This window comes from Neisseria uirgultaei (assembly GCF_962719845.1).
Taxonomy (GTDB): domain Bacteria; phylum Pseudomonadota; class Gammaproteobacteria; order Burkholderiales; family Neisseriaceae; genus Neisseria; species Neisseria bergeri.
This window is the reverse complement of sequence record NZ_CAUIYF010000008.1, coordinates 1-25,655: the sequence shown is the minus strand read 5'-3', so window position 1 is coordinate 25,655 and position 25,655 is coordinate 1. Positions and strand designations below refer to the sequence as shown.

The following is a 25,655-nucleotide window of genomic DNA, read 5'->3' as shown; positions in this document are numbered from 1 at the left end:
GGCAAAATACTTCTCACCTGTCAAACGGCAATCCACCTGTTCAGAGGTTGTTTTCAATCCACCGCTTCAATCTTGCCAACAAACCGCCGCCCCCTTCCCTCTCTTGCACTGCACCGTTTTCCGGCTGCGGCAAGTTTCCTTCCAGCTTGCGTGCTGCATGAAGCAGACCGATAGCGGTAGAAAAGCGTGGTGTGCGGACACGGTCGGACAAACCGCCCATTTCTTGGGGCGCACCGGTGCGTACAGGCAGATCGAAGATTTTTTCGGCAAATTCCACAATCCCGGTCATCATGGACACACCGCCGGTCAGAACGATACCCGCATTCAGCACTTCTTTGGGGAAACCCGATTTTTGCAGCTCGCCCAGCACTACACCAAAAATCTCCTGAATGCGTGCGCTGATGATTGCTGCCAAAACCTTACTGGAAACCTGACGCGATGTCCGGTCACCTACGCCCGGAACTTCAATCATCTCACCCAAGCCTTCCGTATCGCATGATGCCACGCCATAATGGATTTTAATGTACTCGGCGGCATCGAGAGGTGTTCTCAACGATTTGGACAAATCTTTGGTAATCAGATTACCACCGGCCGGGATGACGGACGTATGGCGGATGGCGCCGTTCATATAAACGGCAATATCGGTCGTTCCGCCACCAATGTCGATGACGCATACGCCGAGGTCTTTTTCATCTTCAGTCAGCACCGCCTGCCCGCTTGCCAACGGCTGAAGCATGATTTGATCGCTTTTCAAGCCGCACCGCTCGATACATTTTTGGACATTCTGCACTGCCGTACTTGCACCGGTAATGATGTGCACCCGCGTATCCAGACGCACACCGCTCATACCGATGGGCTCCCTCACGCCAAGTTGGGTGTCGATAATGTAGTCTTGAACCACGGCATCGAGAATTTTTTGATCGGGCGGGATATTGATTGCCTTTGCCGTTTCAATGGCGCGGTCGATGTCTGCCTGCGTGACTTCACCGTCTTTGATTTTAACCACACCTTGCGAATTGAGGCTGCGGATGTGGTTGCCTGCGATACCTGTGGTAACGTGGGTAATTTTGGTATCCGCCATCAGCTCGGCATCATTGACCGCCTGCCTGATGGCTTGGACGGTGGCATCGATATTGGTTACCATGCCCGCGCGCAAGCCCCGTGAAGGAGCCTGCCCCAAACCGACGATGTTGATTTTGTCGTCATCTTGAACTTCCCCGATCAGTGCGAGGACTTTAGACGTACCGATATCCAGTACGCTGATATATCTTTTCTGCTGTTCCATTGTTCGTCTGCTCTTAAAACTGATTGAAATTTGCGCCGCACCGTTTCAGACGGCACGGCCGTAATCTGTCCGATACCTGTTCCCACTATTCTTCGGATTCTTTTTCGGGTAAACCGTCGGAAGCATAGCGGACTGAAAATCCGTCCTTATACCTCATATCCACATAGGATAACCGATTTTTATTTTTACGCAACAGATGTTGCCACGCTTCGGTAAAAAGCCGGAGGCGTTTCATCTCGTTTTCCCGTCCGAGCCTGACGGTGATGCCGTTGTCCAAAACGACATTCCACGCCGAACGCGCCGTATAGGTCATCTCTTTAATGCCCAAACCCTGTTTTGCCAAAACAGTCGAAAATTCGTCATAACGGCGGAGCATTTCGGCAGACGTTCCCTCACCGCCTCTGAATACCGGCATTCCGGGTCTGTCCAAACGGGCTTCAAAAACATTGCCTTCGCTGTCCACCAGTGCACGGTCGCCCCAACGTGCAACCGGCTTGCGCTCGGTCAGGACGATTTCAACCGTATCGGGAAAACGGCGGCGCACCATGACCGACGCAATCCACGGATACCGGCGGTAGGCCTCCTGTGCGCCATTGATGTCCGTCCTCAAAATATTCCCATGGATGTATTCTTTCGCCAAACTGCCCAATGCCTTCTTATCGGAATAAACCAGGTTGCCCTTCAGCGACACCTGCTTGACGGGCAGATGATTCGAATTGTAAAACCAAACCAGCCCGGACGCGGCAAGCAGCATCGCCATCATGACAAGCAGCCAGCGCGTCAGCCGTTCCATCGCTTCGGCATTATCCCACATGTGCGGTCTTCAAAATTTCAATACATAAATCGGCAAAACCCACGCCCGTAACGGCAGCGGATTTCGGTACTAAACTATGGCTCGTCATACCGGGCAGGGTGTTGATTTCCAACAGATAGAGTTTGCCGTCGGTATCTTTGAGGAAATCGACGCGCACGCAGCCTTCCGCACCGATTGCCTGTGCGCCGCGAACCGCCAGTTCGCGCATCAGGCTTTCTTCGGCTTCGGTCAGATCTTCCGAAGGACATTGATAAACAGTGTCGTCTCGGTTGTACTTGGCTTCGTAGTCATAAAACTCGGTTGCGGGAATGATGTGTATGCCGGGCAGCCCTTTGCCGTTCAGGACGGGGCAGGAATATTCGCCGCCGCCGATAAAACGTTCGGCAATGATTTCGCCCTGAAGGTGTTTCAATTCTTCATAAACGCTTTTCAGACGGCCTTTTTCTTTGACTTTTACCACGCCGACGCTGCTGCCTTCGGCTGCCGGTTTCACAAACATCGGCAGGCCCAATTTTTCTTCGACGGCATCGAAATCGGTATCGTCGTATAGGACGGCAAACTCGGGGACGGGCAGCCCCAATGCCTGCCAAATCAGTTTGCAGCGGTATTTGTCCATGCCGATGGCGGATGCGGCAACACCGCTGCCGGTATAGGGAATGCCCAACAGTTCCAATGCACCCTGAACCGCCCCGTCTTCGCCGTAAGTACCGTGAAGGATGTTGAATGCCATCTGAAAACCTTGTGCCTTCAATTCAGACAATGGGGTTTCCTTGGGATCGAAGGCGTATGCGTCTATGCCTTTGCTTTTTAAGGCGTTCAAAATGGCGGTGCCGCTGTCCAGCGAGATTTCTCGTTCGCTGGAAAAACCGCCCATCAATACGGCCACTTTGCCAAAATTCTGCATTGTTTTTGTTCTTTCCTGATTGCTTTATGCTTGTTGTCAGAGGTCGTCTGAAACCTGATTGCGGTTTCAGACGACCTTTATATGATGTTCCGTCTGTCAGGCGGGTGTGCCTCAAATCTGTTTCGACAACTCCAGCAGCGCGGAGGGGACGCGGTTGATGCTGCCTGCACCCATGTTCAATACGATGTCGCCGTCCTGCAAAACGTTCAACAGCATTTCGGGCAGGTCGGCAACGTTTTCACAGTAAATCGGCTCAAGTTTGCCCAATACGCGGATGGCGCGTGCCAAGGCGCGGGAATCGGCTGCGGCAATCGGCTCTTCGCCTGCGGCATAAACTTCGGTCAGCACCAGCGCATCAACGGTATTGAGGACTTTGGTAAAGTCTTCAAACAAATCGCGCGTGCGGGTATAGCGGTGCGGTTGGAAGGCGAGCACCAGTCGTTTGTCGGGATACGCGCCGCGTGCGGCGGCGAGAGTTGCCGCCATTTCGACGGGGTGGTGTCCGTAGTCGTCCACCAAGAGCGCGGTCCCGCCGTTTGGCAACTTGATGTCGCCGTATTTTTGGAAGCGGCGGCCGACACCCTCAAAGTCAAGCAGCCCTTTTTGGATCGCTTCGACGGATGCGCCGACTTCAAGTGCCACGCCGATGGCTGCCAATGCGTTCAGCACGTTGTGTCTGCCGGGCATATTCAAAACAACTTCAAACGGCTCCTGCTCATGTCCTTTCATTTGGACATGGACGGTAAACTTCATTTGCGCGCCGACGTTTTCGATGTCGGTGGCGTAGATGTCGGCGGTATCATCCAAACCGTAGGTGGCGTAGGGTTTGCTCACTTTGGGCAAAATGGCGCGGACGTGCTCGCTGTCGATACACAAAAAGGCTTTGCCGTAGAAGGGCATCCGGTGGATAAAGTCGATAAACGCCTGATGCAGTTTTTCAACGCTATGCCCGTAGGTGTCCATATGGTCTTCGTCGATATTGGTCACGACGGACATAATCGGGGTCAGGTGCAGGAAAGATGCATCGGATTCGTCGGCTTCGGCAACGATGTATTCGCCTTTGCCCAAGCGGGCGTTAGTACCTGCGGCGTTGAGTTTGCCGCCGATAACGAAAGTGGGGTCGAGTCCTGCCGCACCGAGGATGGAGGCGGTCAGGCTGGTGGTCGTGGTTTTGCCGTGCGTGCCGGCAATGGCGATGCCGTCGCGGAAGCGCATCAGCTCCGCCAGCATCAGGGCGCGCGGAATGACGGGGATTTGCTGCTCCAGCGCGGCGACGACTTCGGGATTGTCTTTTTTGACGGCGGTAGAGGTAACGACGACATCCGCGCCGTTGACGTGTTCGGCGGTATGGCCGGGATAAACTTGAATGCCCAGGCTGCTCAAATGCTCGGTAGCAGCATTTCGCGCCTGATCCGAACCGGAAACTTTAAAGCCCAAATTGTGCAAGACTTCGGCGATACCGCTCATGCCGACGCCGCCGATACCGACAAAATGGATGTTGCTTACTCGATTTTTCATCATAACGTTGCGTTCCGGTTGGTTTTTAGTGCGTAAAGGCGTTATTTTAAAGGGCTGACCGTTTGCGCGCCATAGTTTTCTGACAAATATATAGCGGATTGAAATAAAAAACATCCATACCGTCTGAACGGCTTTTCAGACGGCATGGTTCGGCAGTTTACGCCGCACACGCAATCGCGGCTTCCGCCACGTCGTCCGCACTGTGCGGCAGCGCCAACGTGCGGGCGTTTTCCGCCCATTTGAGGCATTTTTCGCGGTTGAGGCTGCCGAGGATTTCGGCGAGTTTTTCCGCCGTCAACTGGGTTTGCGGCAACAGCAATCCCGCCTCCGCCTGCACCATAAAACGCGCGTTGGCGGTTTGATGGTCATCGACGGCGTAAGGATACGGCACTAACAACGCGCCCAACCCTGCCGCAGTCAACTCGGCAATCGTCAGCGCGCCGGCACGGCAAATCACCAAATCGGCATCACGGTAGGCGGACACCATGTCGGTAATAAATTCCACGCATTCGGCTTTCACACCCAGCGCGTCGTAATCCGCCTGCAAACTGCCCAGCTTACCCCGGCCTGACTGGTGATACATCTGCGGACGCTCATCGTCGGGCAGCAGTGCCAACGCCTGCGGTACGGTTTTGTTCAAAACGTCCGCGCCCAAACTGCCGCCGACCACCAAAATTTTCAGATGACCTTCACGCCCTTGGAAGCGTTCGGCAGGCACAGGCAGGTTGCTAATATCGGCACGGACGGGATTACCGACCAAACCGCCTTCGTGGTTAAACGCTTTGGGGAAGGCGTACAGCACGCGTTTCGCCCAGCGCGACAGGTGGCGGTTGGACAAGCCTGCCACGGCGTTTTGCTCGTGAATCACAATCGGCACGCCCAAGAGTTTCGCCGCCAGACCGCCGGGAAAGGTAACGAAGCCGCCGAAGCCGATGACGCACTCGACACGGTGTTTGCGGATAATCCGCTGCGCTTCGCGGACGGTTTGATACAAAGTAAACGGCAGCATCAGCTTGCGTTTGATGCCGTTGCCGCGAACGCCTTTAATCGCCAGCGTTTCAAGCGGAATATCGTATTGCGGCACGATACGCTCTTCCATTGAATCCTTACTGCCCAGCCAAATCACATGATGGCCGCGCGCGCGCAACGAATCCGCCACCGCCAGCGCAGGGAAAATATGACCGCCGGTACCGCCCGCCATCAGCATAAAGGTTTTACCGCCCATGATTTACTCCACCCGGTAACCGCGCATTTTCCGGCGGTTTTCATAATCGATACGCAACAGCAGCATCATGCTGATCAGCATGAAAAAGACTGACGAACCGCCATAGGACATCAACGGCAGCGTCAGACCTTTGGTCGGCAAAGCACCGATGTTCACACCGATATTGAAGAAACTTTGGATACCGATCCAAATGCCGATACCCGAAGCGATATAGGCGTTGAAAGTCAAACCCAAATCGCGCGACTGCTTGCCGATGGAAAACGCCCGCACCACCAGCCAGCCGTAACAGAATATCAGCACGCACATGCCGAAGAAGCCGAATTCTTCGGCGATGATGGCAAAAATAAAATCGGTATGCGCTTCCGGCAGAAAGCCGCGTTTGCTCAAACTCGCACCCAAACCCATGCCGAACCACTCTCCGCGCCCGATTGCCATCAGAGAGTGGGTAAGCTGGTAGCCGGCACCCTGCGGGTCTTTCCACGGGTCCAAAAATGCCACTACCCGCTGCACACGGTAAGGGGCGGCGGTAATCATCAGCACCATCCCACCCAAGACGCTGCCTACCAGGACGAAAAAATATTTCCACGGCAATCCTGCCAGAAACAGCATTCCAACAGTAATGACGGTAATGACGACAAACGAACCGAAATCCGGCTGTACCATTATCAGCACCAAACCGAACGCCACCAGCATAATCGGCAGGATAATCGCCCGGAAACGGCCGTACATCTCTAATGTTTCACGACGTGCCTGCGGATTGGTGGCGGACATAATCAGGTTTGCCGTCCCCCGCCAAATCGACTGCCAACCCAAACTTTCCATGCTGCGCAACACTTCTTCACGGCGCGTGAACAGGCTTGCCAAATAAAGGATGACCGCCAGCTTGAACAGCTCGGTCGGCTGGAAATTCAACGGACCCAAAGGTATCCAACGGGTCGCGCCATTGATTTCGCGCCCGGCAATCAATACGACTACCAGCAACAGGCCGGATAAGGCAAAAATCCACGGCACAAGCCGCCGCCATGTCCTCATCCTGCAAAGAAGCCATAAAGAACCGCTCACTATCAGGCCGGCAACGACGAACCCCGCCTGTCTGGTCAAATAGAAAAACTGATCGCCGCCTTCCTTCGATGCCAAATACACCGAAGCCGAATAAATCATCAGCAGGCTGAACGCCGTCATCAGCACCACCATCCACAAAAGCGGTGCGTCGAATTTCCTGCCGTCGCGCACAATCTGCCTGTCGAGCAGCAGAGTGTGGACACCGTCGCCCACTTTTACCAATACTTCCGAAATCTTCAAAAAAACCACCTGCCAGTCTGTTTGCACCTGCCGCAAAGGGCAAAAATTTCAGACGGCAGACAATGCCGTCCGAACATACGATACATCCCAAATCGGTATTCTAAATCTTTACTTGCCGCCCAACAATGACGGCGTTTGCGTTTCAGACGGCATCACAAAGCCTTAAACGCTTCGATAAACACTTCCGAACGGTGCGCGTAGCCTTTAAACATATCGAAGCTCGCGCAGGCGGGGCTGAGCAGCACAATATCGCCCGCTTCGGCTTGGGCATATGCCGTCTGAACCGCTTCTTCCAAAGTGGCGCAGTCGGTCATATTCAGATCGCAGCCATCCAAATCGCGGCGGATTTGCGGCGCATCGACACCAATCAGAAACACGCCTTTTGCCTTGCCGGCAAGCGCGTCGCGCAGGGGCGTGAAGTCCTGCCCTTTGCCCATGCCGCCCAAAATGACGAAGAGCGGATTTTGCAAACCGGCAATCGCGGCGGCGGTCGCACCGACGTTCGTGCCTTTGCTATCGTCGATGAATACCACGCCGTTTTTCTCACCGATTTTTTCCACGCGGTGCGGCAGACCTTGGAAGGTTTTAACGTGTTCGAGCAATGCTTCGCGCGGCAAACCGACGGCTTCGCATAAGGCGACGGCAGCCATGACGTTGGCGGCGTTGTGCAGACCTTGCAGCGGGATGTCTTGTGTGGCAATCAAATCTTCATTACCTTGTTTCAGACGACCCGTTTCGCGTTCCAACCAAAAATCGGCTTCGTGTTCCAACGAAAACCATTTCACCTCGCGCCCGGCACGCTTCATGGCGCGGCAGAACACGTCGTCTGAATTTAAAACCTGCACGCCATCGCCACGGAAAATCTTGGCTTTGGTATGCGCGTAGTCGAGCAAGTCGTCGTAGCGGTCGAGATGGTCTTCGGAGATGTTCAGCACCGTTGCCGCCATCGGGCGCAAGCTTTCGGTGTTTTCCAGTTGGAAGCTGGAAAGCTCCAACACCCACACGTCCGCCTTTTTACCTTCGCGCTGCAATTCCGCCTCCAAAACCGGCGTGCCGATATTGCCCGCGATAACGGTATCCAGCCCGCACTTGATGCAGAGATAGCCGACCAGGCTCGTTACCGTAGTTTTGCCGTTGCTGCCGGTAATCGCAATCACCTTGTCGCCGCGGCGGTTCACAACATCTGCCAACAATTCGATATCGCCCAACACACGCCCGCCGTTTTGCTTGAACGCCTCGATATCCGGCTGCCGCTCGCTGATGCCGGGACTGAGCGCCAGAATATCGAAACCATTATCCAACGCATCTTTCAGACGACCCGTGTAAAACACCAGCCCGTCAAACATCTTACCGATTTGCGACACGCGTTCCGGCTTCAACTCCGCATCATAAGCAGCCACCTCCGCGCCGTTTTTGCGCAGATAGGCAATCATGGAAATACCCGTACCGCCAAGTCCGGCGACGAGGATTTTTTTATTTTGAAAAGTCATTTTGGTTTTGTCCTAAAAAAAATCATATTGAGCAGGGGGATGTCCGCCCCCTGCCCAAGACGCTTTCAGACGGCATCGCGAGCTGTTCAATAACCCGCTGCTTTCAGGCGTTGGTAATTGTCGCAGCCTTTTTGGTATCCGTTTTGACACGCCTTGCCAAACCATTCTTGAGCGAGCGCAAGGTCTTGGCGCACGCCGCGCCCGTCAGCATACATATTGCCCAAATTGTTTTGGGCTTGGGCATGCCCCTGCGCTGCCGCCTGCCGAAACCATCTGACCGCTTCGGCAGCGTCTTGGCGCACGCCGCGTCCTTCGTCATACATCGCGCCCAACACAGCTTGGGCATAGGCCCACCCCCGTTCTGCCGACTGCCGAAACCATCTGAACGCTTCGGCATCGTCTTGGCGCACGCCGCGTCCGTTAGCATACATAAAGCCCAACAAAAATTGGGCTTGGGCATCCCCCTGATCTGCCGCCTGCCGAGTCCATCTGACCGCTTCGGCATAGTCTTGGCGCACGCCGCGTCCTTCGGCATACATCATGCCCAAATTGAATTGGGCTTGGGTATCCCCCCGTTCTGCCGCCTGCAAGGTTGCCCGAAAATCCGGTACGTTAGCTGCCCATGCTGCTTGGTTCAAGCCCAAGGCAATCAGGGCGGCGGCAAGCCATTTGGTTGTTTGTTTCATGGTTTCTCTCCTGTTTCAGTATAAGGCGGGTTTCAGCCGCCGTTAACGATAGGACGGGGCGGATTGCCGCCGCAGGTTTATTGCGCGTTCAAATGCCGTCTGAAAGGTGTTCAGACGGCATAGGTTCAGCGGATTTTGAGGGTACTCAAGCCAATCAATACCAAGACGATGGTAATAATCCAGAAACGGACAACGACTTGGGTTTCTTTCCAGCCTTTTTGTTCGTAGTGGTGGTGGATGGGCGCCATCAGGAAGATGCGTTTTTTGGTTTTCTTATACCAGCCGACCTGAAGCATAACGGATACGGCTTCGACAACAAATAATCCGCCCATAATGACGAGGACAAACTCTTGACGGACGATGACGGCGACGGTACCGAGCGCCGCACCCAATGCCAATGCGCCGACATCGCCCATGAAGACTTGCGCGGGATAGGCATTAAACCACAAGAAACCGAGGCACGCGCCGCACATAGCGGTGCAGAATATAGCGACTTCGTTCGCACCGGCGACATAGGGAAGCTGGAGGTATTGGGAAAATTGGTAGTGTCCGCTGACGTAGGCGAAAATGGCGAGCCCGGCGGCAACGAGGACGACGGGAAAGGCGGCCAGGCCGTCCAAGCCGTCGGTGAGATTGACGGCGTTGGATGTGCCGACGATGGTCAGGTAAGACAACACCAAAAAGCCGACCACGCCCAGCGGCAGGGCGATTTGTTTAAAGAACGGGACAATCAAAATATTGTTGGCGGAATTGGCGGCAAGGTAAAACAATGCCAAACCGGCGATAACGGCAACGCTTGACTGCCACACCATTTTGAATTTGGCGGACACGCCGTTGGGGTCTTTATAGACGACTTTGCGCCAGTCGTCGTAAAAACCGAGTGCGCCGGTGGCAAGCAGTACGCCCAAGAGAATCCAGATATACGGGTTCGCCCAGTTGCCCCACAACAGGGTGGACACGGTAATGGCGGTCAGAATCAGCGAACCGCCCATGGTCGGCGTGCCATTTTTGACGAGGTGGGTTTGCGGGCCGTCGGTACGCACTGCCTGCCCGCATTTGAGCGCGGTCAGCCTGCGTATCGTCCACGGGCCGAACATCAGGGAAAACGCCAAGGCGGTCAACGCCGCCATGACGGCGCGGAATGTGGTGTATTGAAAAATATTCAGACCGGTTAACCAGTTGCTGAAATGTGCGAGCCATAAAAACATGGGGCTTCCTTTTTTTGTTTTTGTCGTTACATGGGCTTGCGCCCGTTTGAGGTTGGCTTGCCGCCCGGCAAGGTTTCGGACGGCTTTTGCAGATTAACGTGCAGGGACTTTCTCAATCACACAAATCGGGTAACCCCCGGGATTTTTGCCGCCGCCCAAGTCTAAACATAAATCTTCATAAAGATACGCCTGCGTCCGCATTCCGGCATAAAACGCGCCGACCAGCGAGGCAATCAGCAATAAGGCTTTAAAAAAACGTCGGCTTTTCATTTTCACTTATCCTCCAATGCCTCGACCACTTCTTCCATCTGCATAAAGCGTGAACCTTTCACCAACACGGTGGCGCGTTCGGGCAAATCGTGGCTCAACACTTGAATCAACGGGTCTTTGGCGGCGAACCACAAACCGTCCGCGCCAAATTTTTCCGCCGCTTCGACGCTGTTGTCGCCGACAAAATAAGCCGCTTCGATGCCTTGGTCGCGGGCGTACGCGCCGACTTCGGCGTGCATGGCAGCGGCCTCGTCCTCGCCCAGTTCGCCCATATCGCCCATCACGAAAATACGCGGCGCAGGCATACGCGCCAACACGTCAATCGCGGCTTTCATACTGTCGGGATTCGCGTTGTAGGTATCGTCAATCAGGGTCGCACCCTTGATTCCGGATTTGACGTTCAAACGACCTTTGATGTTGCTGAAGCCTTTCAAACCTTCCGCCACATCGTTCAAACTCAAATCCGCAGCCAAAGCCAGCGCGGCGGCAGCGGCGGCGTTGTGAACATTGTGGCGGCCGGGAACGGGCAGCACCACGGCTGCGCGCTCGTTGCCGCACACCAAATCAAATTCGCACGACAACGGTTTCAGCACGATATTTTCCGCGTGGACATCGCCGCTATCGACGCCGAAAGTGCGCGTATTCAAATTAAGCGTTGCCGTTTTGAAGACAGCCATATTGGCATCTTCTTGAGGAATCAGTGCAATGCCGTCTGAACATAAGCCTTGATAAATCTCGCTTTTCGCTTTGGCAATATCGCCCACTCCGTCGAAACCGCAGCCGACATGGGCGCGCAGGGCGTTGTTAACCAAGGCGGCATCAGGTTTGGCGATTTGCGTTAAAACCGCCAGTTCGCCGAAATGGTTCATGCCCATTTCAATCACGGCATAGCGGTGTTTTTCGTTTAATTTCAACAAAGTCAGCGGTAGCCCGATATGGTTGTTGAAGTTGCCCGCCGTCGCCAACACGGCATCATCACCGAAACGGCGGCGCAATACCGCAGCCAGCATCTCCTTTACCGTCGTCTTGCCGACCGAGCCGGTAATGCCGAACACAAACGGATTCACATTTTCACGCCACGCCTTCGCCAGCGTTTGCAATGCGGCAAGCGTGTCATCGACTTTCAACGCGCCTTTCAAAGCCGCGCAATCTTCACGCGAAACCACAACCGCCGCCGCACCAGCAGCCAATACGTCTTCAACAAAATCATGCGCATCAAACCGCTCGCCCGCCAATGCGAAAAACACATCGCCTACGCGGATGTCGCGGCTGTCGGTTACGATGCGCGACACGGGTTTGTTTTCAGACGGCATCGGAAGCTTGAGGGCTTGGCAGATGAAATTTAGATCCAGTGGTTTCATGGTTTCTTCCGTTTATTTTTTCAGATGGTTTTAATTAAGACCGCCTGAACATTTTTGATATGGCCTATCCCAGTTCTGCCAATGCTTTTTCTGCGATTTCGAAATCGGAAAAATGGTGCTTCACGCCTTGTACATCCTGATAATTTTCGTGTCCTTTACCGGCAATCAGAATGATGTCGTTTGCGGCGGCGCGTTCGACTGCGTAACGGATGGCGGCGGCGCGGTCGGCTTCGACGCATTCGGGCGCGGGTACGGCAGGCAGGATGTCGTTGATGATGTCTTGCGGATTTTCCAAGCGCGGGTTGTCGCTGGTAACGACGACTTTATCCGCACCCTGTACGGCTGCCGCGCCCATCAGCGGGCGTTTGCCTCGGTCGCGGTTGCCGCCGCAGCCGAATACGCACCACAAAGCCGCGCCCTGCGGTTTGATTTCCTGCAAGGTGGCAAGTGCTTTTTCCAATGCGTCGGGCGTGTGGGCGTAATCGACAACAACCAAGGGCTTGCCGCTGTTCATGATGCAGTCCATGCGGCCTGAGGCGGGACGGATTTTTGCCAGCACATCCAATACCTTATCCAGCGGATAACCGTTGGCACACAGCAAGGCGATGCAGGCGGCGAGGTTTTGCGCGTTGAACCGTCCGAGCAGGCGTGTACGACAGCGACCTTCACCCCACGGGGTTTGGAATACGGCTTCCATGCCGTCTGAAGAGGCGGTGAAATCGGTAATGCGGATGTCGGCGCGTTCGCTGAAGCCGTAACTGTAAACGGCTAAATCGGGACAGTCTTTTTTCAGACGGCATACGAGTTCCGCGCCGTATCCGTCATCCACGTTGATAACGGCGTGTTTCAAGCCATGCCAGTAAAACAGGCGCGACTTGATAGCGCCATAAGCTTCCATCGTGCCGTGGTAGTCGAGGTGGTCTCGGGTGAGATTGGTGAAGATTGCGCTGCAAAACGGCACGCCGTTGACGCGCGATTGGTCAAGACCGTGGCTGGAGACTTCCATCGCGGCGGCTGTTGCACCTTGCCGGCGGAAACGGTAGAGCAGGGTTTGGACATCGACGGGGGCGGGGGTGGTGTGCGTGGTTTCTTCCAATGCACCCCAAAAGCCGTTGCCGACCGTGCCGATAATGGCGGTTTTTTCGCCCAACAAATCGGCGGCTTGTGCCAGCCATTGTGTGATGGAGGTTTTGCCGTTGGTGCCGGTTACGCCCCAGACTTTGAGGCCGTCTGAAACGTTGCCGTAAACTTGCGCCGCCAACATGCCGGCACGGTGTTTCAAATCCTTAATCCCTTGATTGGGGACTTTCCATTCGGGATTCCACGCGAATTTACCGTCGTCATCCCAAAAAACAAAAGCCGCGCCGTTGGCAACGGCGGCGGGGATATAACTGCGGCCGTCGGCATATTCGCCCGAACAGGCAATGAAAATATCGCCTTGTTTGATTTGGCGGCTGTCTGAATGCAACAAACGCCCTGCTGCGTTTTCACACAGCAGAGGCGGAAAGTTGGTTTCAGCCAAGGGGGTTAACTTGCTGAACATAAACAATATCTCTTTGATTGTTTGGATTATGACGGTACTTTGACAGTAGCGGTATTACTCAAAGGCTTGGTCGGGGAAACGCCCAAGATGTTCAAGCTTCCGCTCATGACTTCTTTGAATACGGGACCGGCAACCACGCCGCCGTAATAGCCGTTGGCAGTCGGCTCGTCGATGGTAACGGCCACAATCACGCGTGGATTTTTAGCCGGAGCAAAACCGATAAACGTACCGACGTGTTTGTTGTCCACATAGCGGCCATTGACCAGTTTACGCGCCGTACCGGTTTTTGCGCCGACGTCGAAACCATCTACCGCCCCGGCAGTACCTGTACCACCTGGTTCGGTTACAGAAACCATCAACTCACGCACCTGACGTGCGGTCGATGTTTTAAATATACGTTTGCCTTGCGGCGCAACCGCCTGCTTCTCAAAGCTGACCGGCAACAAAACACCGTCATGTGTCAACACGGTATAGGCCCGTGCCAATTGCAGCAGGCTCAACTGCAGACCGTAACCGAAAGACATGGTTGCCTGTTCGATAGGCCGCCATTTTTGCCAATTGCGCAACGCGCCCGCACTTTCTCCCGGAAAACCGGAATGCATACGCACACCGATGCCCAACTCATGATACAAATCATACATTTCTTTCGAACTGAATCGTGCAGACAGTTTGCTTGTACCGACATTGGAAGATTTCTGCATGATACCGCGCACATCCAAAGAAGGATAAACATGGGTATCGCGCACGGGAGACGGTCCGATTTTATAAGGCTGCGTATTCAGCCGTTCGTTCAAGTCGGTTTTGCCCGCATCCAATGCCTTCGCAATCACGAACGGTTTGATTGCCGAACCGGGTTCGATCATATCGGTTACGGCACGGTTGCGCCGCTGTTCGCTGTCTGCATGGCCGGGCCTGTTGGGATCGTAGGCGGGCGTATTGGCCAAGGCTAGGATTTCCCCCGTGCGGGCATCCAAAACCACCACCGTTCCGGCTTTTGCCTGATGGTATTCGACCGCCTTGTTCAACTCTTCATAAGCCAAGGTCTGAATCCTCTGATCGAGGGAAAGGATGATGTCTTTGCCGTTTTGCGGTGCTTTATTGCGCGGGGAGTCCAAGCTGTCCACAATATTGCCCTGCCGGTCCCGCAAAACGACTTCCGCGCCGTCTTCGCCATGCAGGCTGTCTTCAAGCGAAAGTTCCAAACCTTCCTGACCTTTGCCGTCAATATCGGTAAATCCGATGACGTGTGCAAACAGGTTGCCCATCGGGTAATGGCGTTTTAATTCTTTTTCAAATACAAAGTGTTCCAAACCCAAGGCTTTGACTTCTTCGGCAACCTTGGGATCGAGCTGCCGCTTGATCCAAATAAACGACTTGCCTTTCTGTTCGAGTTTGTTCCTCAAAACATCAACCGGCACATCGACAAGCTCGGACAGACGTTCCAATTGGGCGGCAGACGGCATTTCCTTCATATCTTTAGGCACGGCAAACAGGGACTCCGTCGGCGCGCTCAACGCCAAAACCGCACCGTTCCGGTCCGAAACCGTACCGCGTGTAGCCGGCAATGTTTGAGTCCGCACAATCCGGTTGTCGCCCTGTTCTTTCAAAAAGTTATACGTTACCGTCTGCAGATACAGTCCGCGGGCAATCAGACCGGCAAACAAGACCGCCATTGCCATCAGGACGAAGCTGATCCGTCCGTTACTGGTCATCGGCTTTTTGACCTGCTCTTCTTTGGGCAGCATCCGGGGCTTATATTCGCTCTTAATCAACATTTTTACTTCTCGTTATTATTATCCTGACGCAGGAATCCGATTCCGGCACACAGGCTGCTTCTATCTTTGATGTTCCACCATAAAGGTATTGCCCGAAACCGGCGGATGGAGGTTTTGTTTTTCTGCCGCCGCCCTGATCGCTTCGTGGTTCGCCAAACGCGCCTGTTCGAGCCTCAGTTGCGCATAGTTCTGTTCCAAGGCGATTTCCTGTTTTTTCGCCTTGTCCAAAGCTGTGAAGTTGAGCCTGTACTGGTTTTGCTGCATCACAACGGAAAAAGCGGAAACGCACACCGCAAGCAGCAGAAGGAAATTCAATTTGTTCATTGCCGTTCAGACGTTTTTCTCTGTTATTGTTCCGGTATCGGACCGGCAGTCCGCTCCGCCACACGCAAAACCGCACTTCTCGCCCTCGGATTGGCGGCAATTTCCGCCTCACCCGGCTTTAATGCCCTGCCCACGATTTTCAGGGGCGGCTCGGGCAAATCCGCTTCCCTGACCGCCGCCCAGCGCGGCAGGGGCGCGTGTTGCGAATATTTTTTGACAAACTGCTTCACAATGCGGTCTTCCAACGAATGGAAAGCAATGACCGCCAAACGCCCGCCCTCTTTCAGACGGCACATGACCTGCGGCAATACCGCCCCTACTTCTTCAAGCTCGCGGTTAATAAAGATGCGGACCGCCTGGAAGGTGCGCGTCGCAGGATCCTGCCCCCGCTCGCGAGTACGGACGTTTTGTGCCACGATCTGCGCCAGCTTGCGGGTTGTATCGATTGGACTTTCCGCCCGTTGCGCAACAATGGCGCGCGCAATTTGGCGGCTAAACCGCTCTTCACCATAATTCTTGATTACCTCGTGCAAATCCTGTTCCGACGCAACCGCTATCCACTCTGCGGCAGACATACCGCGCGTCGTATCCATACGCATATCCAAAGGGGCATCGAAACGGAAGCTGAAACCGCGGCTGCCGTCATCGATTTGCGGAGACGAAATCCCCAAATCAAACAGCGCACCGTCCACCTTGCCGATACCCAAACCGTCCAATGCCGTCTGAAACGAAGCAAAACCGCCATGCACGACACCGACCCGTTTGTCCGAACACGCCAGCTCTTCTGCCACAGCAATCGCCTGCGGGTCTTTGTCGAAAACAATCAGCCGCCCCGCATCGCCCAAACGCGACAAAATCAGCCGGGAATGCCCTCCCCTGCCGAACGTACCGTCCACATAGATACCGTCTTCGCGCACGGCAAGCGCATCCACCGCCTCATTCAGCAAGACCGTGATATGCCGGTAACTTTCTGCTCCACTCACAATTGCAAATCCGTCTGACTCAACTGGAAGGCAAGTTCGTCAGGATCGTCATCCAAAGCCTGAACCATCTCAGCCTCCCACTGCTCGCGACCCCAAAGCTCCAAACGGTTGGCACGGCCGACCAAAACGACTTCACGGTCGAAATCCACCCTTTTCCTCAGTCCAGCAGGAACCAGCACCCTGCCGGCGCTGTCCCATTCCAAAATTTCCGCGTTATGCAGCAAAAGATTTTGAAACCGCCGCAAAACAGGGTTATCCGCCACTTTTAAGTTTAAAAGTTGCGCCGCAACCTTTTCCCACTCCGCAACAGGGTACATCAACAGCTTATGTTTCGACTCGAGCGTTACCACTACGGCAGGCGTATAGAGGCGCGACAGAATGTCGCGGAATTTGGCAGGAACAGCCAACCGCCCTTTACTGTCGATGCTTAATTCGTGTGCGCCGCCGAACATGACATGTCCCAAGCCGAAATCAAAATCACAAGGGTAAAAGAGACACTTTGCCCCACAATTCCCCACCAATCGACACTATAAGAAATTTTAAACACTCGGTCAAATACGGACGGAAAATTTCATTAATATATCAAGTTTTTTAAATTCCTTTAAAAACAACAAAATAGAAAAATCCAATTGCAGGCAGCCAACCGCAAGGCATAGTAATAAAGGCAAATAATTACCATATATGCTATTTATTTTAAATAAAAAGCAATATATAGCATTAAAATAAAGCCATGACAGCATCTATACCAACGTGTAATATGTCGGGAAATCCAATAAATTTACACAAGATAACATTTATCATGCCCCTCCCCCTCCCCTCCCCCGAAGCACGGCAATCCTCGCTCAAGCTGCAAACCCTCATTGCCGAAGAAATCGGCAAACACGGCAATTGGATTCCATTTTCACGTTTTATGGAATTGGTTTTATACGCTCCGCAATACGGCTACTACACCGGCGGCAACCATAAAATCGGCAATAACGGGGATTTTATTACCGCACCGACCCTCACCCCTCTGTTTGCACAGACACTGGCACGCCAACTTCAAGAACTCCTACCCCAAACGGCAGGCAATATCTATGAATTCGGCGCGGGAACCGGACAGCTTGCCGCCGATCTGTTGGGCAGCATTTCAGACGGCATCGACTGTTACTATATTATTGAAATATCGCCGGAGCTGGCCGCGCGTCAGAAAAACCTGATTCAGACCCGCGCACCGGAAGCATCTCAAAAAGTTGTCCACTTGACCGCACTTCCCGAAGCGTTTGACGGCATCATCATCGGCAACGAAGTGCTCGATGCCATGCCTGTCGAAATCGTCCGTAAAAATGAAGGCGGATTATTCGAGCACATCGGCGTTTGCACGGATAACGGCCGTTTCGCCTATTCTGCAAGACCCTTGCACGACCCGTCGCTTTCCGCCTCTGCTTCCCTTTATTTCCCTCAAACGGATTCTCCCTACACCAGCGAACTGCACCCGCAACAATATGCCTTTATCCGCACCCTTGCCTCAAAGCTTGAACGCGGAGGTATGATATTCATCGACTACGGTTTTGATGCGGCGCAGTATTACCATCCCCAACGCAGTCAAGGCACATTGATCGGACACTACCGGCATCACGTTATCCACAATCCTTTCGACTTCATCGGGTTGGCCGACCTGACCGCCCACGTCAACTTTACCGACATCGCCCAAGCCGGTACGGATGAAGGACTGGATTTGACAGGCTATCTGCCCCAGTCCCATTTTCTGCTGAATCTGGGCATAACCGAACTGTTGGCACAAGTGGGAAAAACAGACTCGCCCGCCTACATCCGTGAAGCCGCTGCCGTTCAGAAACTGATTGACCAGCACGAAATGGGCGAACTGTTTAAAGTCATCGCATTCGGAAAAAATATCGGCACTGATTGGACAGGATTTTGTTTCGGCGACATCTGCCACAAACTCTAACCCTCATGCCGTCTGAATCCGCTTCAGACGGCATAAACTTTTTAACATTTAAAAACAGGAAACTAATTCAAAATTAAAAAATACGGCTTGTCAAAAAAACAAAAAAACATATAATAGCGACTTCACGAAACGGCGAATTAGCTCAGTCGGTTAGAGCAGAGGAATCATAATCCTTGTGTCCGGGGTTCGAGTCCCTGATTCGCCACCAGATTTTCGGGGGTATAGCTCAGTTGGTAGAGCGCTTGCATGGCATGCAAGAGGTCAGCGGTTCGATCCCGCTTACCTCCACCAGATAAAAAAGCACAGACCGTAAAAGGTATGTGCTTTTTTATTGCCTGATTGCCGGAAAACAAAGAACAAACCACTGCCTTCAAAACAGACAATCGACTTTAAACCTATTGCCCCGCCCGTCCTGATTTTATCAGTCCGCCAGACAAACCCGACCCGAATAATGTCTTCAGGCCGGGTTTACGGTTTCATTCCCAACTTATCCAGCCCGACAGCCACAATATAATGATGGCAATACCGAAAACAATACGGTAATAGGCAAACGGGATATAGTTTTTCTTGGAAACAAACTTCAGCAATGCTTTTACAGCCACCAAACCGGAAACAAAAGCGGCAATAAAGCCTATCAGAATCAAACCGACATCATGCAGGGTGAAAAATCGGTAATGTTTCAGGACATCATAAGCCGTTGCTGCAACCATCATCGGAACGGCCAAGAAAAATGAAAACTCCGTTGCCGTTTTCCGCTCGATTCCCCAAAGCATCCCGCCCATAATCGTACTGCCCGAACGGGACGTACCCGGAACCAGTGCAAACACTTGGGCAACGCCGATCATCAACGCATCAATCGGACGCAATGCATCGACATCGGCAATTTTAGGCTCTGCCCGGCTTTGGCGTTTCTCCACCCACAAAATAAAAAAACCGCCCAAAACCAGCATGACCGCCACACTCAAAGGATTGAACAGATGTTCTTTAATCTGTTTGCCGAACAACAGCCCCATCACGGCGGCAGGTATAAAAGCAATGGCAAGATTGAGGACGAAGCGGTTGGCTTTCCGGTCTTTTCCCAAGCCGTGCAACACATTGCTGAAACGCTGCCGGTATTCAAACACTACCGCCAAAACCGCACCGAGCTGGATGGCAATTACAAAAACCTTGTGATTGCTGTGAAAATCAATCAGATTGCCGAACACAATCAAATGTCCGGTGCTGGAAATCGGTAAAAATTCGGTAAAACCTTCTACCAAGCCCATCATCAGGGCTTTCAGGACAATCAGAAAATCCATTGCTTGTGCTTCTTTCGGATACGGGAGTTCGGCTATTTCTATACAGCAGGGGTCTGACGCTTGCGTTCTTCCCTGACTTTGGCAACCAATTCTTTAATCGTATGAACGCCGCCGTCAAAGCCGTTATTGAAGATGACGCGGTATTTTCCGCCGACAATAACGGTCGGCGTGCTGTCAATACCGTATTGTTCCGTCAGTTTCTGCATTTTTAATGCGGCGGCGGCAGCTTCGGGGGAATCATAGGCGCGCATCAGTTTTTTGCCGTCAAAGCCTTTTTGGGACAAAGCCCATTTTTCGGCAACCGCCCTGTTTTCCAAGCGGATTTTTTGTTCGTAAACTGCTTTAAACACAGCAGGGTTTGCCTGATATTTCAAACCTGACAAATTGACGGCTGCTGCCATTCTGGCCAATCCGAGCATTTCAGGTCGCCAGACCACGTGCTCCGTCCTTAAATAGGCATCAGACGGCAATGCCTTGCCCAATTTCAACAACAAAGGATCGAAATGATGGCAATGTACGCAGAAATAGCCGAAAAATTCCAAAACCTCAATTTTGCCCGACTGTTCTTGAGGAATGGGTTTATCCAACACAAGATAGTCTTCCCCTTCCGTCAGGGCATATGCCTGTGCGGACAACACTGCCGAAAGCAGCAGCGGCAACAGATGTTTGAGCTTCATAATTATTTGCCTTCAATCGCACGGATCAGGCTGGCGACCCCGTGCTTTTTCAACTCGTCCTGCATTTTTTTCACCGCATCGGCAGACATATTGCCGCTTTGCACGCGGTAAAGCGTTTTACTTCCTGCCTGATAGCCGACCACCTTGGAAGATATGCCCAAGATTGCCAGTTTGGCACGCTGCCCTTCCGCGCTCCGGCGGTCGGCATACGCGCCCATTTGCAGATAATGCGTTGTTTCCGCCTTGTCGGACGTTTTCATTTTCTGCACTTCTTTGGCGGCGGCACTGCGCGCTTTTTCGATGCTGCCGCTGTTGAGGATTTGTTCAGGGGTCGGTTTGGGTGCAACTTTTTCCTTCGCCGCCTTTTTCTCTTCTTTTGAAGCTTTTTTCTCTGTTTCTTTAGACGGTTTTACCGCTTGTTTTTTAACCGTTTCGGCATCTTTCTTCTGCGCTTTTTCCCCGACGGTTTGTTCACGTTCTTCCGTCAGTGCTTTCTTACGCACTGCCTGCCCGTCCGACTTTTCCCGCTCCGGCTCGCCCGCCTTTTCCTCAACCTCGTCGGCTTTGTCGGCAACGGGCTGCTTGTCGGCAGTTTTTTCCGCATCCGACTGCTCTGACTCTTTCGCAGCATCCGGTTCGGACAAGGCGTTTTGATCGGTCGGTTCAGATCGGATGTCTTCCTTAGGCTGGTTTTTCGGTTTCAGGATTTCCGTTTCTGCAGACTGCTTCGACGGAGCCGGGATTTTGAACGCATTTTGACCGCTCTGGTTCAGATAAAACAAAATACCGGCAATAATGACTGTTGCCAGTATCAGACCGAAGAAGAAACCGGACAGACCTTTTCCGGATTGAGAAAATTTGTTCATAAACATACCTTAATGTATTTCAGACGGCATTGACACCGTTTGCGTACGGGCAGATATTCTAACAATATTGCCATATTTGAGCAAAATCTGACCCGACACCCTTTCACAAAGCACGACGGAAGCCCACGGCTTTCATAACATGGCTTCTGCCGACTTCTTCGTCGCCTGCCAAATCCGCCAACGTACGCGCCACGCGCATGATGCGGTGGAAGCTGCGGGCGGAGAGGGAGAGTTTTTCCAACAGGCTGCCCAAGGCTTCCTGCGCTTCTTTTTGGATGCGGGCGGACGTGTCGAGTTCACTGACGCTCAAGGCGGCATTCACTTTGCCTTGCCGCGCGTATTGTTTGTCGCGGGCGGCGATCACGCGCGCCAACACGACGGCGCTGCTTTCCCCTGCTTCCTGCTGCATCAGTTCGGCGGCGGACAGGCTCGGAACTTCGATGGTCAAATCGATGCGGTCGAGCAACGGGCCGGAAATCTTGCTGCGGTAACGCACGACGCTTTCGGGCGTGCAGCGGCAGGGTTTGACAGGATGCCCGAGATAACCGCACGGACAAGGGTTCATGGCGGCGACGAGTTGGAATTTGGCAGGATAGACGGCTTGGCGGGCTGCGCGGGAAATGTGGATTTCGCCGTTTTCCAAAGGTTCGCGCAACACTTCCAAAACTTTGCGGTCGAACTCGGGCAATTCGTCCAAAAACAATACGCCGTGGTGCGCCAATGAAATTTCGCCCGGACGCGGATCAGAACCGCCGCCGACCATAGCCGCCGAACTCGCGCTGTGGTGCGGGCTGCGGAAGGGGCGGTGGTTGTCGAGCTGCTGTTGATGGTTGGGCAGGAGCGAACGCAATGCCCACACTTCGACCAATTCGTCTTCGGTCAAAGGCGGCAGGATGCCGGGCAGCCGTTGGGAAAGCATGGATTTGCCCGTTCCCGGCGGGCCCATCATCAACAGGCTGTGTCCGCCTGCGGCGGCAATTTCCAAAGCGAGGCGGGCGGTATGTTGACCCTTGACATCAATGAGATCTGGCAGTTTGGCGTTTTCAGACGGCATCTGAGGAACTTGGTATTCGGTTTGCGCCAAAGGTTCGATACCGTTCAAATGAGCGGCGACTTCGCCCAAAGAGCGCGCGCCGTAAACGGTAATGCCGCGCATCACGGCGGCTTGTCCTGCGTTTTCTTCAGGCAAAACAAATGCACGTTTTGCCTGCATACCCTGCCACGCCATCGCCAACGCGCCGCGCACGGGGCGCAACAGCCCCGACAGTGCCAATTCCCCCGCAAACTCGTATTCCGCCAGCTTTTCGGGTGCAACCTGCCCCGATGCGGCAAGGATGCCGATTGCAATCGGCAGGTCGAAACGCCCTGATTCTTTGGGCAGGTCGGCGGGGGCGAGGTTGACGGTGATTTTTTTGGCCGGGAACTCGAAACCGCTTTGGATAATGGCGGCGCGGACGCGGTCGCGGCTTTCCTTTACTTCCGTATCGGGCAGTCCGACGATGTTGAAATGCGGCAGGCCGTTGGCAAGGTGGGCTTCCACTTCGACCAACGGCGCATTCATACCGCTCAAGGCGCGGCTGTAAACCAAGGCAAGCGACATATTTCAGACGGCCTTATTCGCCGGCCGCGGTTTGCTGCCTGATTTCGGCGACGGCTTCTTCGGCAGCGGCTTCAGCCGCTTCCAATGCTGCCCGTTCGGGATTTTGCGCGGCTTCGAGTTTCGCCAGTCGCTCTTCCAAAGCCGCCAGTTTGGTACGGGTTTTAATCAAAACCTGCTGCTGGATGTCGAATTCTTCGCGCGTAACCAAATCCATACGGTTGAACGCGCCGCCCAGCATCGCCTTAATATTTTTTTCCACATCTTTGGCAGGGCTGTTGGCGATGGTTTCGCTGATTTTCGAGCCGACTTCTTCAAAAAGCTGCTTGCCGAACATAATCTGTATCCTTCCTGAACATATCAAATTCAAGCGGCTATTGTATAAGGAAAAATGCCGTCTGAAAACGGGCGGCCGGCCATCTGCACAAAATGTTCCGCCCCCACTTCCGTTGCTAAACTACACTTCAAAACATAAGCAGGCGGAAAGCCGGTTTCACAACACCACCCCTTTTCAATTACAAACAACTACAAAATAATATCTTGTTTTAGATAGATTTTATGTTAACAATCTGCTTTTCTCCGCCTTTTTTCGACGGCAAGTGCTTTGCAAACAAAAGAATTTGGGTTATGCTGAACCAAATTATTTACAATTTCATGTGATTTCATTACATATCTTATTGTGATTGAAGATAATTTATCCAAATCCCCTTTCGGGTGTCCGGATTTTCCGTTGTACTTTTATTAGAAAAACATTTCAGGCGCAAGTTGCTTGCAATTTCAAAGCCTGTAATTCTGAAGTTTTAGACGAGGAATAGCACATGAATCCCATGTACATCACTTTTGCAATCTATCTGGTTGCAGTCCTTCTCATCGGGCTTGCCGCTTATTTTTCCACGCGCAATTTCGACGATTATATTTTGGGCGGCCGCAGCTTGGGTCCGTTCGTTACGGCGATGTCGGCGGGCGCGTCCGATATGTCCGGCTGGCTTTTGATGGGGCTGCCGGGCGCGATTTACCTGAGCGGTTTGAACGAAGCCTGGATTGCCATCGGCCTCTTGGTCGGCGCGTATTTCAACTGGCTCTTGGTGGCGGGCCGCCTGCGCGTGCATACCGAATACGCCAACAATGCGCTGACGCTGCCGGATTATTTCTTCCACCGCTTCGGCGCGGGCGGACACTTGATGAAAGTGGTTTCCGCATTGATTATCCTGTTCTTCTTCACGATTTATTGCGCCTCGGGCATTGTGGCGGGCGCAACCCTGTTCCAAAGCCTGTTTGAAGGTATGACTTACAATCAGGCAATGTGGCTGGGCGCGGGTGCGACCATCGCCTATACCTTCTTGGGCGGCTTCTTGGCGGTAAGCTGGACGGATACGCTGCAGGCATCTTTGATGATTTTCGCCCTGATTTTAACGCCGGTGATGGTCTATCTGGGCTTGGGCGGCGCGGAACAGATGTCTGCCGCGATTCAAAGCGTCGCCGCAGGCACAGGCAAAGAATACGGCAGCCTGTTTGCCGGTACGACCGTCATCGGCATCATTTCTACCGCCGCATGGGGCTTAGGCTATTTCGGCCAACCGCACATCCTGGCGCGCTTTATGGCCGCCGAAAGCGCGAAATCGCTGGTATCCGCACGCCGCATCGGTATGACTTGGATGGCGTTGTGCCTTGCGGGCGCGGTAGCGGTCGGTTATTTCGGCATTGCGTATTTCGGTGCCAATCCCGACCAAGTCGCTTCAATGAAGGGCAACCACGAACGCATCTTCATCGCGCTTTCTACTTTGCTGTTCAACCCTTGGATTGCGGGCATCATCCTGAGCGCGATTCTTGCCGCCGTGATGTCCACACTGTCATGCCAGCTTCTGGTTTGTTCCAGCGCGATTACCGAAGACTTCTACAAAGGCTTTTTGCGTAAAAACGCGCAACAGTCGGAATTGGTATGGGTCGGCCGGCTGATGGTCTTGGCGATTGCCGTGATTTCCATCCTGATTGCTTCCGATCCGAACAGCAAAGTATTGGGACTGGTTTCCTACGCGTGGGCAGGTTTCGGTGCGGCGTTCGGTCCGATTGTGATTCTGTCCGTATTGTGGAAACGCATCACTGCCTACGGCGCGTTGTCGGGTATGGTTGCAGGTGCGTTAACCGTTGTTGTGTGGGCGGAATGGGTGAAAAAACCGGCTCAAGCGGCAGGTGAAAGCGGTCTGTTGACCATGTACGAAATCGTGCCGGGCTTTATTGTTTGCTTGATCGTTGCCGTGTTGGTTTCCCTGTTCAACAAAGAACCTTCGCGCGAAATCCAAGAACGCTTTGAAAAAGCCGACGCAGATTACCGCGCCGCCCGATAAACCCCTTTCAGACGGCACGGCATCCCGGTTCGTGCCGTCTGAACCCGTTTCCAGGTCAAACACAAATAAACCTTGCCTGCATACAGGCCTTATTTGTGTTTTACCCGTTTCATTTTCAAAGAAACGGAAGCACCTACCCTGCCCGCATTTGAAGCCTTGTATTTCATCTGCGGATTTATTACGATATTACCGTATTCAGGCCGCACCGATGCCGTCTGCCCCCCCCCCCCCCAAAA

Annotated in this window: 23 protein-coding genes and 2 tRNA genes; 4 read left to right on the top strand and 21 right to left on the bottom strand. The window is 53.4% G+C overall.

Annotated features, from left to right (window positions below):
• Positions 1 to 40 precede the first annotated feature (40 nt).
• The 16 genes from ftsA to mraZ all read right to left on the bottom strand — a co-directional run bounded on the left by ftsA (position 41) and on the right by mraZ (position 17,140).
• Positions 41 to 1,285, bottom strand: a complete 1,245-nt coding sequence (gene ftsA, locus Q9J32_RS06455) for a cell division protein FtsA (RefSeq protein WP_107819918.1) — start codon at positions 1,283 to 1,285, stop codon at positions 41 to 43.
• 85 nt (positions 1,286 to 1,370) lie between these two features.
• Entirely contained in the window at positions 1,371 to 2,099 is a 729-nt protein-coding gene (locus tag Q9J32_RS06450; protein WP_301883251.1) for a cell division protein FtsQ/DivIB, read from the bottom strand.
• Positions 2,089 to 3,003 (bottom strand): D-alanine--D-alanine ligase, encoded by a 915-nt coding sequence (locus tag Q9J32_RS06445; protein ID WP_301883254.1) that lies wholly within the window; start codon positions 3,001 to 3,003, stop codon positions 2,089 to 2,091. The genes Q9J32_RS06450 and Q9J32_RS06445 overlap by 11 nt, the downstream gene beginning before the upstream one ends.
• A gap of 111 nt (positions 3,004 to 3,114) precedes the next feature.
• Positions 3,115 to 4,524 (bottom strand): UDP-N-acetylmuramate--L-alanine ligase, encoded by a 1,410-nt coding sequence (murC, locus tag Q9J32_RS06440; protein WP_301883256.1) that lies wholly within the window; start codon positions 4,522 to 4,524, stop codon positions 3,115 to 3,117.
• 154 nt (positions 4,525 to 4,678) lie between these two features.
• A complete protein-coding gene (gene murG / locus Q9J32_RS06435) occupies positions 4,679 to 5,746 on the bottom strand; it encodes an undecaprenyldiphospho-muramoylpentapeptide beta-N-acetylglucosaminyltransferase (RefSeq protein WP_301883258.1) in 1,068 nt (355 codons plus the stop codon).
• Positions 5,747 to 5,749: 3 nt separating this feature from the next.
• Positions 5,750 to 7,075, bottom strand: coding sequence for an FtsW/RodA/SpoVE family cell cycle protein (locus Q9J32_RS06430; protein WP_301883261.1), 1,326 nt, complete (start codon positions 7,073 to 7,075; stop codon positions 5,750 to 5,752).
• A gap of 125 nt (positions 7,076 to 7,200) precedes the next feature.
• Complete coding sequence (gene murD, locus Q9J32_RS06425; RefSeq protein WP_301883264.1) at positions 7,201 to 8,538, bottom strand: UDP-N-acetylmuramoyl-L-alanine--D-glutamate ligase; 1,338 nt, start codon at positions 8,536 to 8,538, stop codon at positions 7,201 to 7,203.
• An 86-nt stretch (positions 8,539 to 8,624) separates the two neighbouring features.
• A complete protein-coding gene (locus Q9J32_RS06420; protein WP_301883265.1) occupies positions 8,625 to 9,224 on the bottom strand; it encodes a tetratricopeptide repeat protein in 600 nt (199 codons plus the stop codon).
• A gap of 125 nt (positions 9,225 to 9,349) precedes the next feature.
• Positions 9,350 to 10,432, bottom strand: a complete 1,083-nt coding sequence (gene mraY / locus Q9J32_RS06415) for a phospho-N-acetylmuramoyl-pentapeptide-transferase (protein ID WP_003689450.1) — start codon at positions 10,430 to 10,432, stop codon at positions 9,350 to 9,352.
• Between the two features lie 93 nt (positions 10,433 to 10,525).
• Positions 10,526 to 10,702: a hypothetical protein gene (locus Q9J32_RS06410; protein ID WP_301883268.1), complete on the bottom strand. Its 177-nt coding sequence runs from the start codon at positions 10,700 to 10,702 to the stop codon at positions 10,526 to 10,528.
• Between the two features lie 2 nt (positions 10,703 to 10,704).
• A complete protein-coding gene (locus Q9J32_RS06405) occupies positions 10,705 to 12,063 on the bottom strand; it encodes a UDP-N-acetylmuramoyl-tripeptide--D-alanyl-D-alanine ligase (RefSeq protein WP_301883271.1) in 1,359 nt (452 codons plus the stop codon).
• A 64-nt stretch (positions 12,064 to 12,127) separates the two neighbouring features.
• Complete coding sequence (locus tag Q9J32_RS06400; RefSeq protein WP_301883272.1) at positions 12,128 to 13,606, bottom strand: UDP-N-acetylmuramoyl-L-alanyl-D-glutamate--2,6-diaminopimelate ligase; 1,479 nt, start codon at positions 13,604 to 13,606, stop codon at positions 12,128 to 12,130.
• A 26-nt stretch (positions 13,607 to 13,632) separates the two neighbouring features.
• A complete protein-coding gene (gene penA, locus Q9J32_RS06395; RefSeq protein ID WP_301883274.1) occupies positions 13,633 to 15,381 on the bottom strand; it encodes a peptidoglycan D,D-transpeptidase PBP2 in 1,749 nt (582 codons plus the stop codon).
• A gap of 60 nt (positions 15,382 to 15,441) precedes the next feature.
• The gene (gene ftsL / locus Q9J32_RS06390) at positions 15,442 to 15,705 is read right to left on the bottom strand and encodes a cell division protein FtsL (RefSeq protein WP_082300428.1); all 264 of its coding nucleotides are present in this window, start codon (positions 15,703 to 15,705) and stop codon (positions 15,442 to 15,444) included.
• Positions 15,706 to 15,728: 23 nt separating this feature from the next.
• Positions 15,729 to 16,688, bottom strand: coding sequence for a 16S rRNA (cytosine(1402)-N(4))-methyltransferase RsmH (gene rsmH, locus Q9J32_RS06385; RefSeq protein WP_301883276.1), 960 nt, complete (start codon positions 16,686 to 16,688; stop codon positions 15,729 to 15,731).
• Entirely contained in the window at positions 16,685 to 17,140 is a 456-nt protein-coding gene (mraZ, locus tag Q9J32_RS06380; protein WP_002222027.1) for a division/cell wall cluster transcriptional repressor MraZ, read from the bottom strand. Before mraZ ends, rsmH begins: the two co-directional genes overlap by 4 nt.
• 278 nt (positions 17,141 to 17,418) lie before the next feature.
• On the opposite strand from mraZ, the gene Q9J32_RS06375 reads away from it, so the two are divergent.
• The 3 genes from Q9J32_RS06375 to Q9J32_RS06365 all read left to right on the top strand — a co-directional run bounded on the left by Q9J32_RS06375 (position 17,419) and on the right by Q9J32_RS06365 (position 18,927).
• Positions 17,419 to 18,636: a class I SAM-dependent methyltransferase gene (locus tag Q9J32_RS06375; RefSeq protein WP_301883277.1), complete on the top strand. Its 1,218-nt coding sequence runs from the start codon at positions 17,419 to 17,421 to the stop codon at positions 18,634 to 18,636.
• Positions 18,637 to 18,767: 131 nt separating this feature from the next.
• Positions 18,768 to 18,844: transfer RNA gene (locus Q9J32_RS06370), tRNA-Met, on the top strand.
• Positions 18,845 to 18,851: 7 nt separating this feature from the next.
• A tRNA-Ala gene (locus Q9J32_RS06365) sits at positions 18,852 to 18,927 on the top strand.
• A 185-nt stretch (positions 18,928 to 19,112) separates the two neighbouring features.
• On the opposite strand, the gene Q9J32_RS06360 is transcribed toward Q9J32_RS06365, so the two are convergent.
• The 5 genes from Q9J32_RS06360 to Q9J32_RS06340 all read right to left on the bottom strand — a co-directional run bounded on the left by Q9J32_RS06360 (position 19,113) and on the right by Q9J32_RS06340 (position 23,411).
• The gene (locus tag Q9J32_RS06360; RefSeq protein WP_301883278.1) at positions 19,113 to 19,934 is read right to left on the bottom strand and encodes an undecaprenyl-diphosphate phosphatase; all 822 of its coding nucleotides are present in this window, start codon (positions 19,932 to 19,934) and stop codon (positions 19,113 to 19,115) included.
• Positions 19,935 to 19,972: 38 nt separating this feature from the next.
• Entirely contained in the window at positions 19,973 to 20,611 is a 639-nt protein-coding gene (locus tag Q9J32_RS06355) for a thiol:disulfide interchange protein DsbA/DsbL (RefSeq protein ID WP_301883280.1), read from the bottom strand.
• 2 nt (positions 20,612 to 20,613) lie between these two features.
• Positions 20,614 to 21,477, bottom strand: a complete 864-nt coding sequence (gene ftsN, locus Q9J32_RS06350) for a cell division protein FtsN (RefSeq protein WP_192883300.1) — start codon at positions 21,475 to 21,477, stop codon at positions 20,614 to 20,616.
• A 103-nt stretch (positions 21,478 to 21,580) separates the two neighbouring features.
• Positions 21,581 to 23,077: a YifB family Mg chelatase-like AAA ATPase gene (locus Q9J32_RS06345; protein WP_118820216.1), complete on the bottom strand. Its 1,497-nt coding sequence runs from the start codon at positions 23,075 to 23,077 to the stop codon at positions 21,581 to 21,583.
• Between the two features lie 13 nt (positions 23,078 to 23,090).
• Positions 23,091 to 23,411, bottom strand: coding sequence for an accessory factor UbiK family protein (locus Q9J32_RS06340; RefSeq protein ID WP_301883285.1), 321 nt, complete (start codon positions 23,409 to 23,411; stop codon positions 23,091 to 23,093).
• Positions 23,412 to 23,892: 481 nt separating this feature from the next.
• On the opposite strand from Q9J32_RS06340, the gene putP reads away from it, so the two are divergent.
• Positions 23,893 to 25,419, top strand: a complete 1,527-nt coding sequence (gene putP / locus Q9J32_RS06335) for a sodium/proline symporter PutP (protein WP_301883288.1) — start codon at positions 23,893 to 23,895, stop codon at positions 25,417 to 25,419.
• The last annotated feature ends 236 nt before the right edge of the window (positions 25,420 to 25,655 follow it).

What these genes read in the sequence shown, in the direction of transcription:
- ftsA (WP_107819918.1), bottom strand. Translation starts at nt 1,285, where the DNA reads ATGGAACAGCAGAAAAGATATATCAGCGTACTGGATATCGGTACGTCT.
- Q9J32_RS06450 (WP_301883251.1), bottom strand. Translation starts at nt 2,099, where the DNA reads ATGTGGGATAATGCCGAAGCGATGGAACGGCTGACGCGCTGGCTGCTT.
- Q9J32_RS06445 (WP_301883254.1), bottom strand. Translation starts at nt 3,003, where the DNA reads ATGCAGAATTTTGGCAAAGTGGCCGTATTGATGGGCGGTTTTTCCAGC.
- murC (WP_301883256.1), bottom strand. Translation starts at nt 4,524, where the DNA reads ATGATGAAAAATCGAGTAAGCAACATCCATTTTGTCGGTATCGGCGGC.
- murG (WP_301883258.1), bottom strand. Translation starts at nt 5,746, where the DNA reads ATGGGCGGTAAAACCTTTATGCTGATGGCGGGCGGTACCGGCGGTCAT.
- murD (WP_301883264.1), bottom strand. Translation starts at nt 8,538, where the DNA reads ATGACTTTTCAAAATAAAAAAATCCTCGTCGCCGGACTTGGCGGTACG.
- Q9J32_RS06420 (WP_301883265.1), bottom strand. Translation starts at nt 9,224, where the DNA reads ATGAAACAAACAACCAAATGGCTTGCCGCCGCCCTGATTGCCTTGGGC.
- mraY (WP_003689450.1), bottom strand. Translation starts at nt 10,432, where the DNA reads ATGTTTTTATGGCTCGCACATTTCAGCAACTGGTTAACCGGTCTGAAT.
- Q9J32_RS06410 (WP_301883268.1), bottom strand. Translation starts at nt 10,702, where the DNA reads ATGAAAAGCCGACGTTTTTTTAAAGCCTTATTGCTGATTGCCTCGCTG.
- Q9J32_RS06405 (WP_301883271.1), bottom strand. Translation starts at nt 12,063, where the DNA reads ATGAAACCACTGGATCTAAATTTCATCTGCCAAGCCCTCAAGCTTCCG.
- Q9J32_RS06400 (WP_301883272.1), bottom strand. Translation starts at nt 13,606, where the DNA reads ATGTTCAGCAAGTTAACCCCCTTGGCTGAAACCAACTTTCCGCCTCTG.
- penA (WP_301883274.1), bottom strand. Translation starts at nt 15,381, where the DNA reads ATGTTGATTAAGAGCGAATATAAGCCCCGGATGCTGCCCAAAGAAGAG.
- ftsL (WP_082300428.1), bottom strand. Translation starts at nt 15,705, where the DNA reads ATGAACAAATTGAATTTCCTTCTGCTGCTTGCGGTGTGCGTTTCCGCT.
- mraZ (WP_002222027.1), bottom strand. Translation starts at nt 17,140, where the DNA reads ATGTTCGGCGGCGCACACGAATTAAGCATCGACAGTAAAGGGCGGTTG.
- Q9J32_RS06375 (WP_301883277.1), top strand. Translation starts at nt 17,419, where the DNA reads ATGACAGCATCTATACCAACGTGTAATATGTCGGGAAATCCAATAAAT.
- Q9J32_RS06360 (WP_301883278.1), bottom strand. Translation starts at nt 19,934, where the DNA reads ATGGATTTTCTGATTGTCCTGAAAGCCCTGATGATGGGCTTGGTAGAA.
- Q9J32_RS06355 (WP_301883280.1), bottom strand. Translation starts at nt 20,611, where the DNA reads ATGAAGCTCAAACATCTGTTGCCGCTGCTGCTTTCGGCAGTGTTGTCC.
- ftsN (WP_192883300.1), bottom strand. Translation starts at nt 21,477, where the DNA reads ATGAACAAATTTTCTCAATCCGGAAAAGGTCTGTCCGGTTTCTTCTTC.
- Q9J32_RS06345 (WP_118820216.1), bottom strand. Translation starts at nt 23,077, where the DNA reads ATGTCGCTTGCCTTGGTTTACAGCCGCGCCTTGAGCGGTATGAATGCG.
- Q9J32_RS06340 (WP_301883285.1), bottom strand. Translation starts at nt 23,411, where the DNA reads ATGTTCGGCAAGCAGCTTTTTGAAGAAGTCGGCTCGAAAATCAGCGAA.
- putP (WP_301883288.1), top strand. Translation starts at nt 23,893, where the DNA reads ATGAATCCCATGTACATCACTTTTGCAATCTATCTGGTTGCAGTCCTT.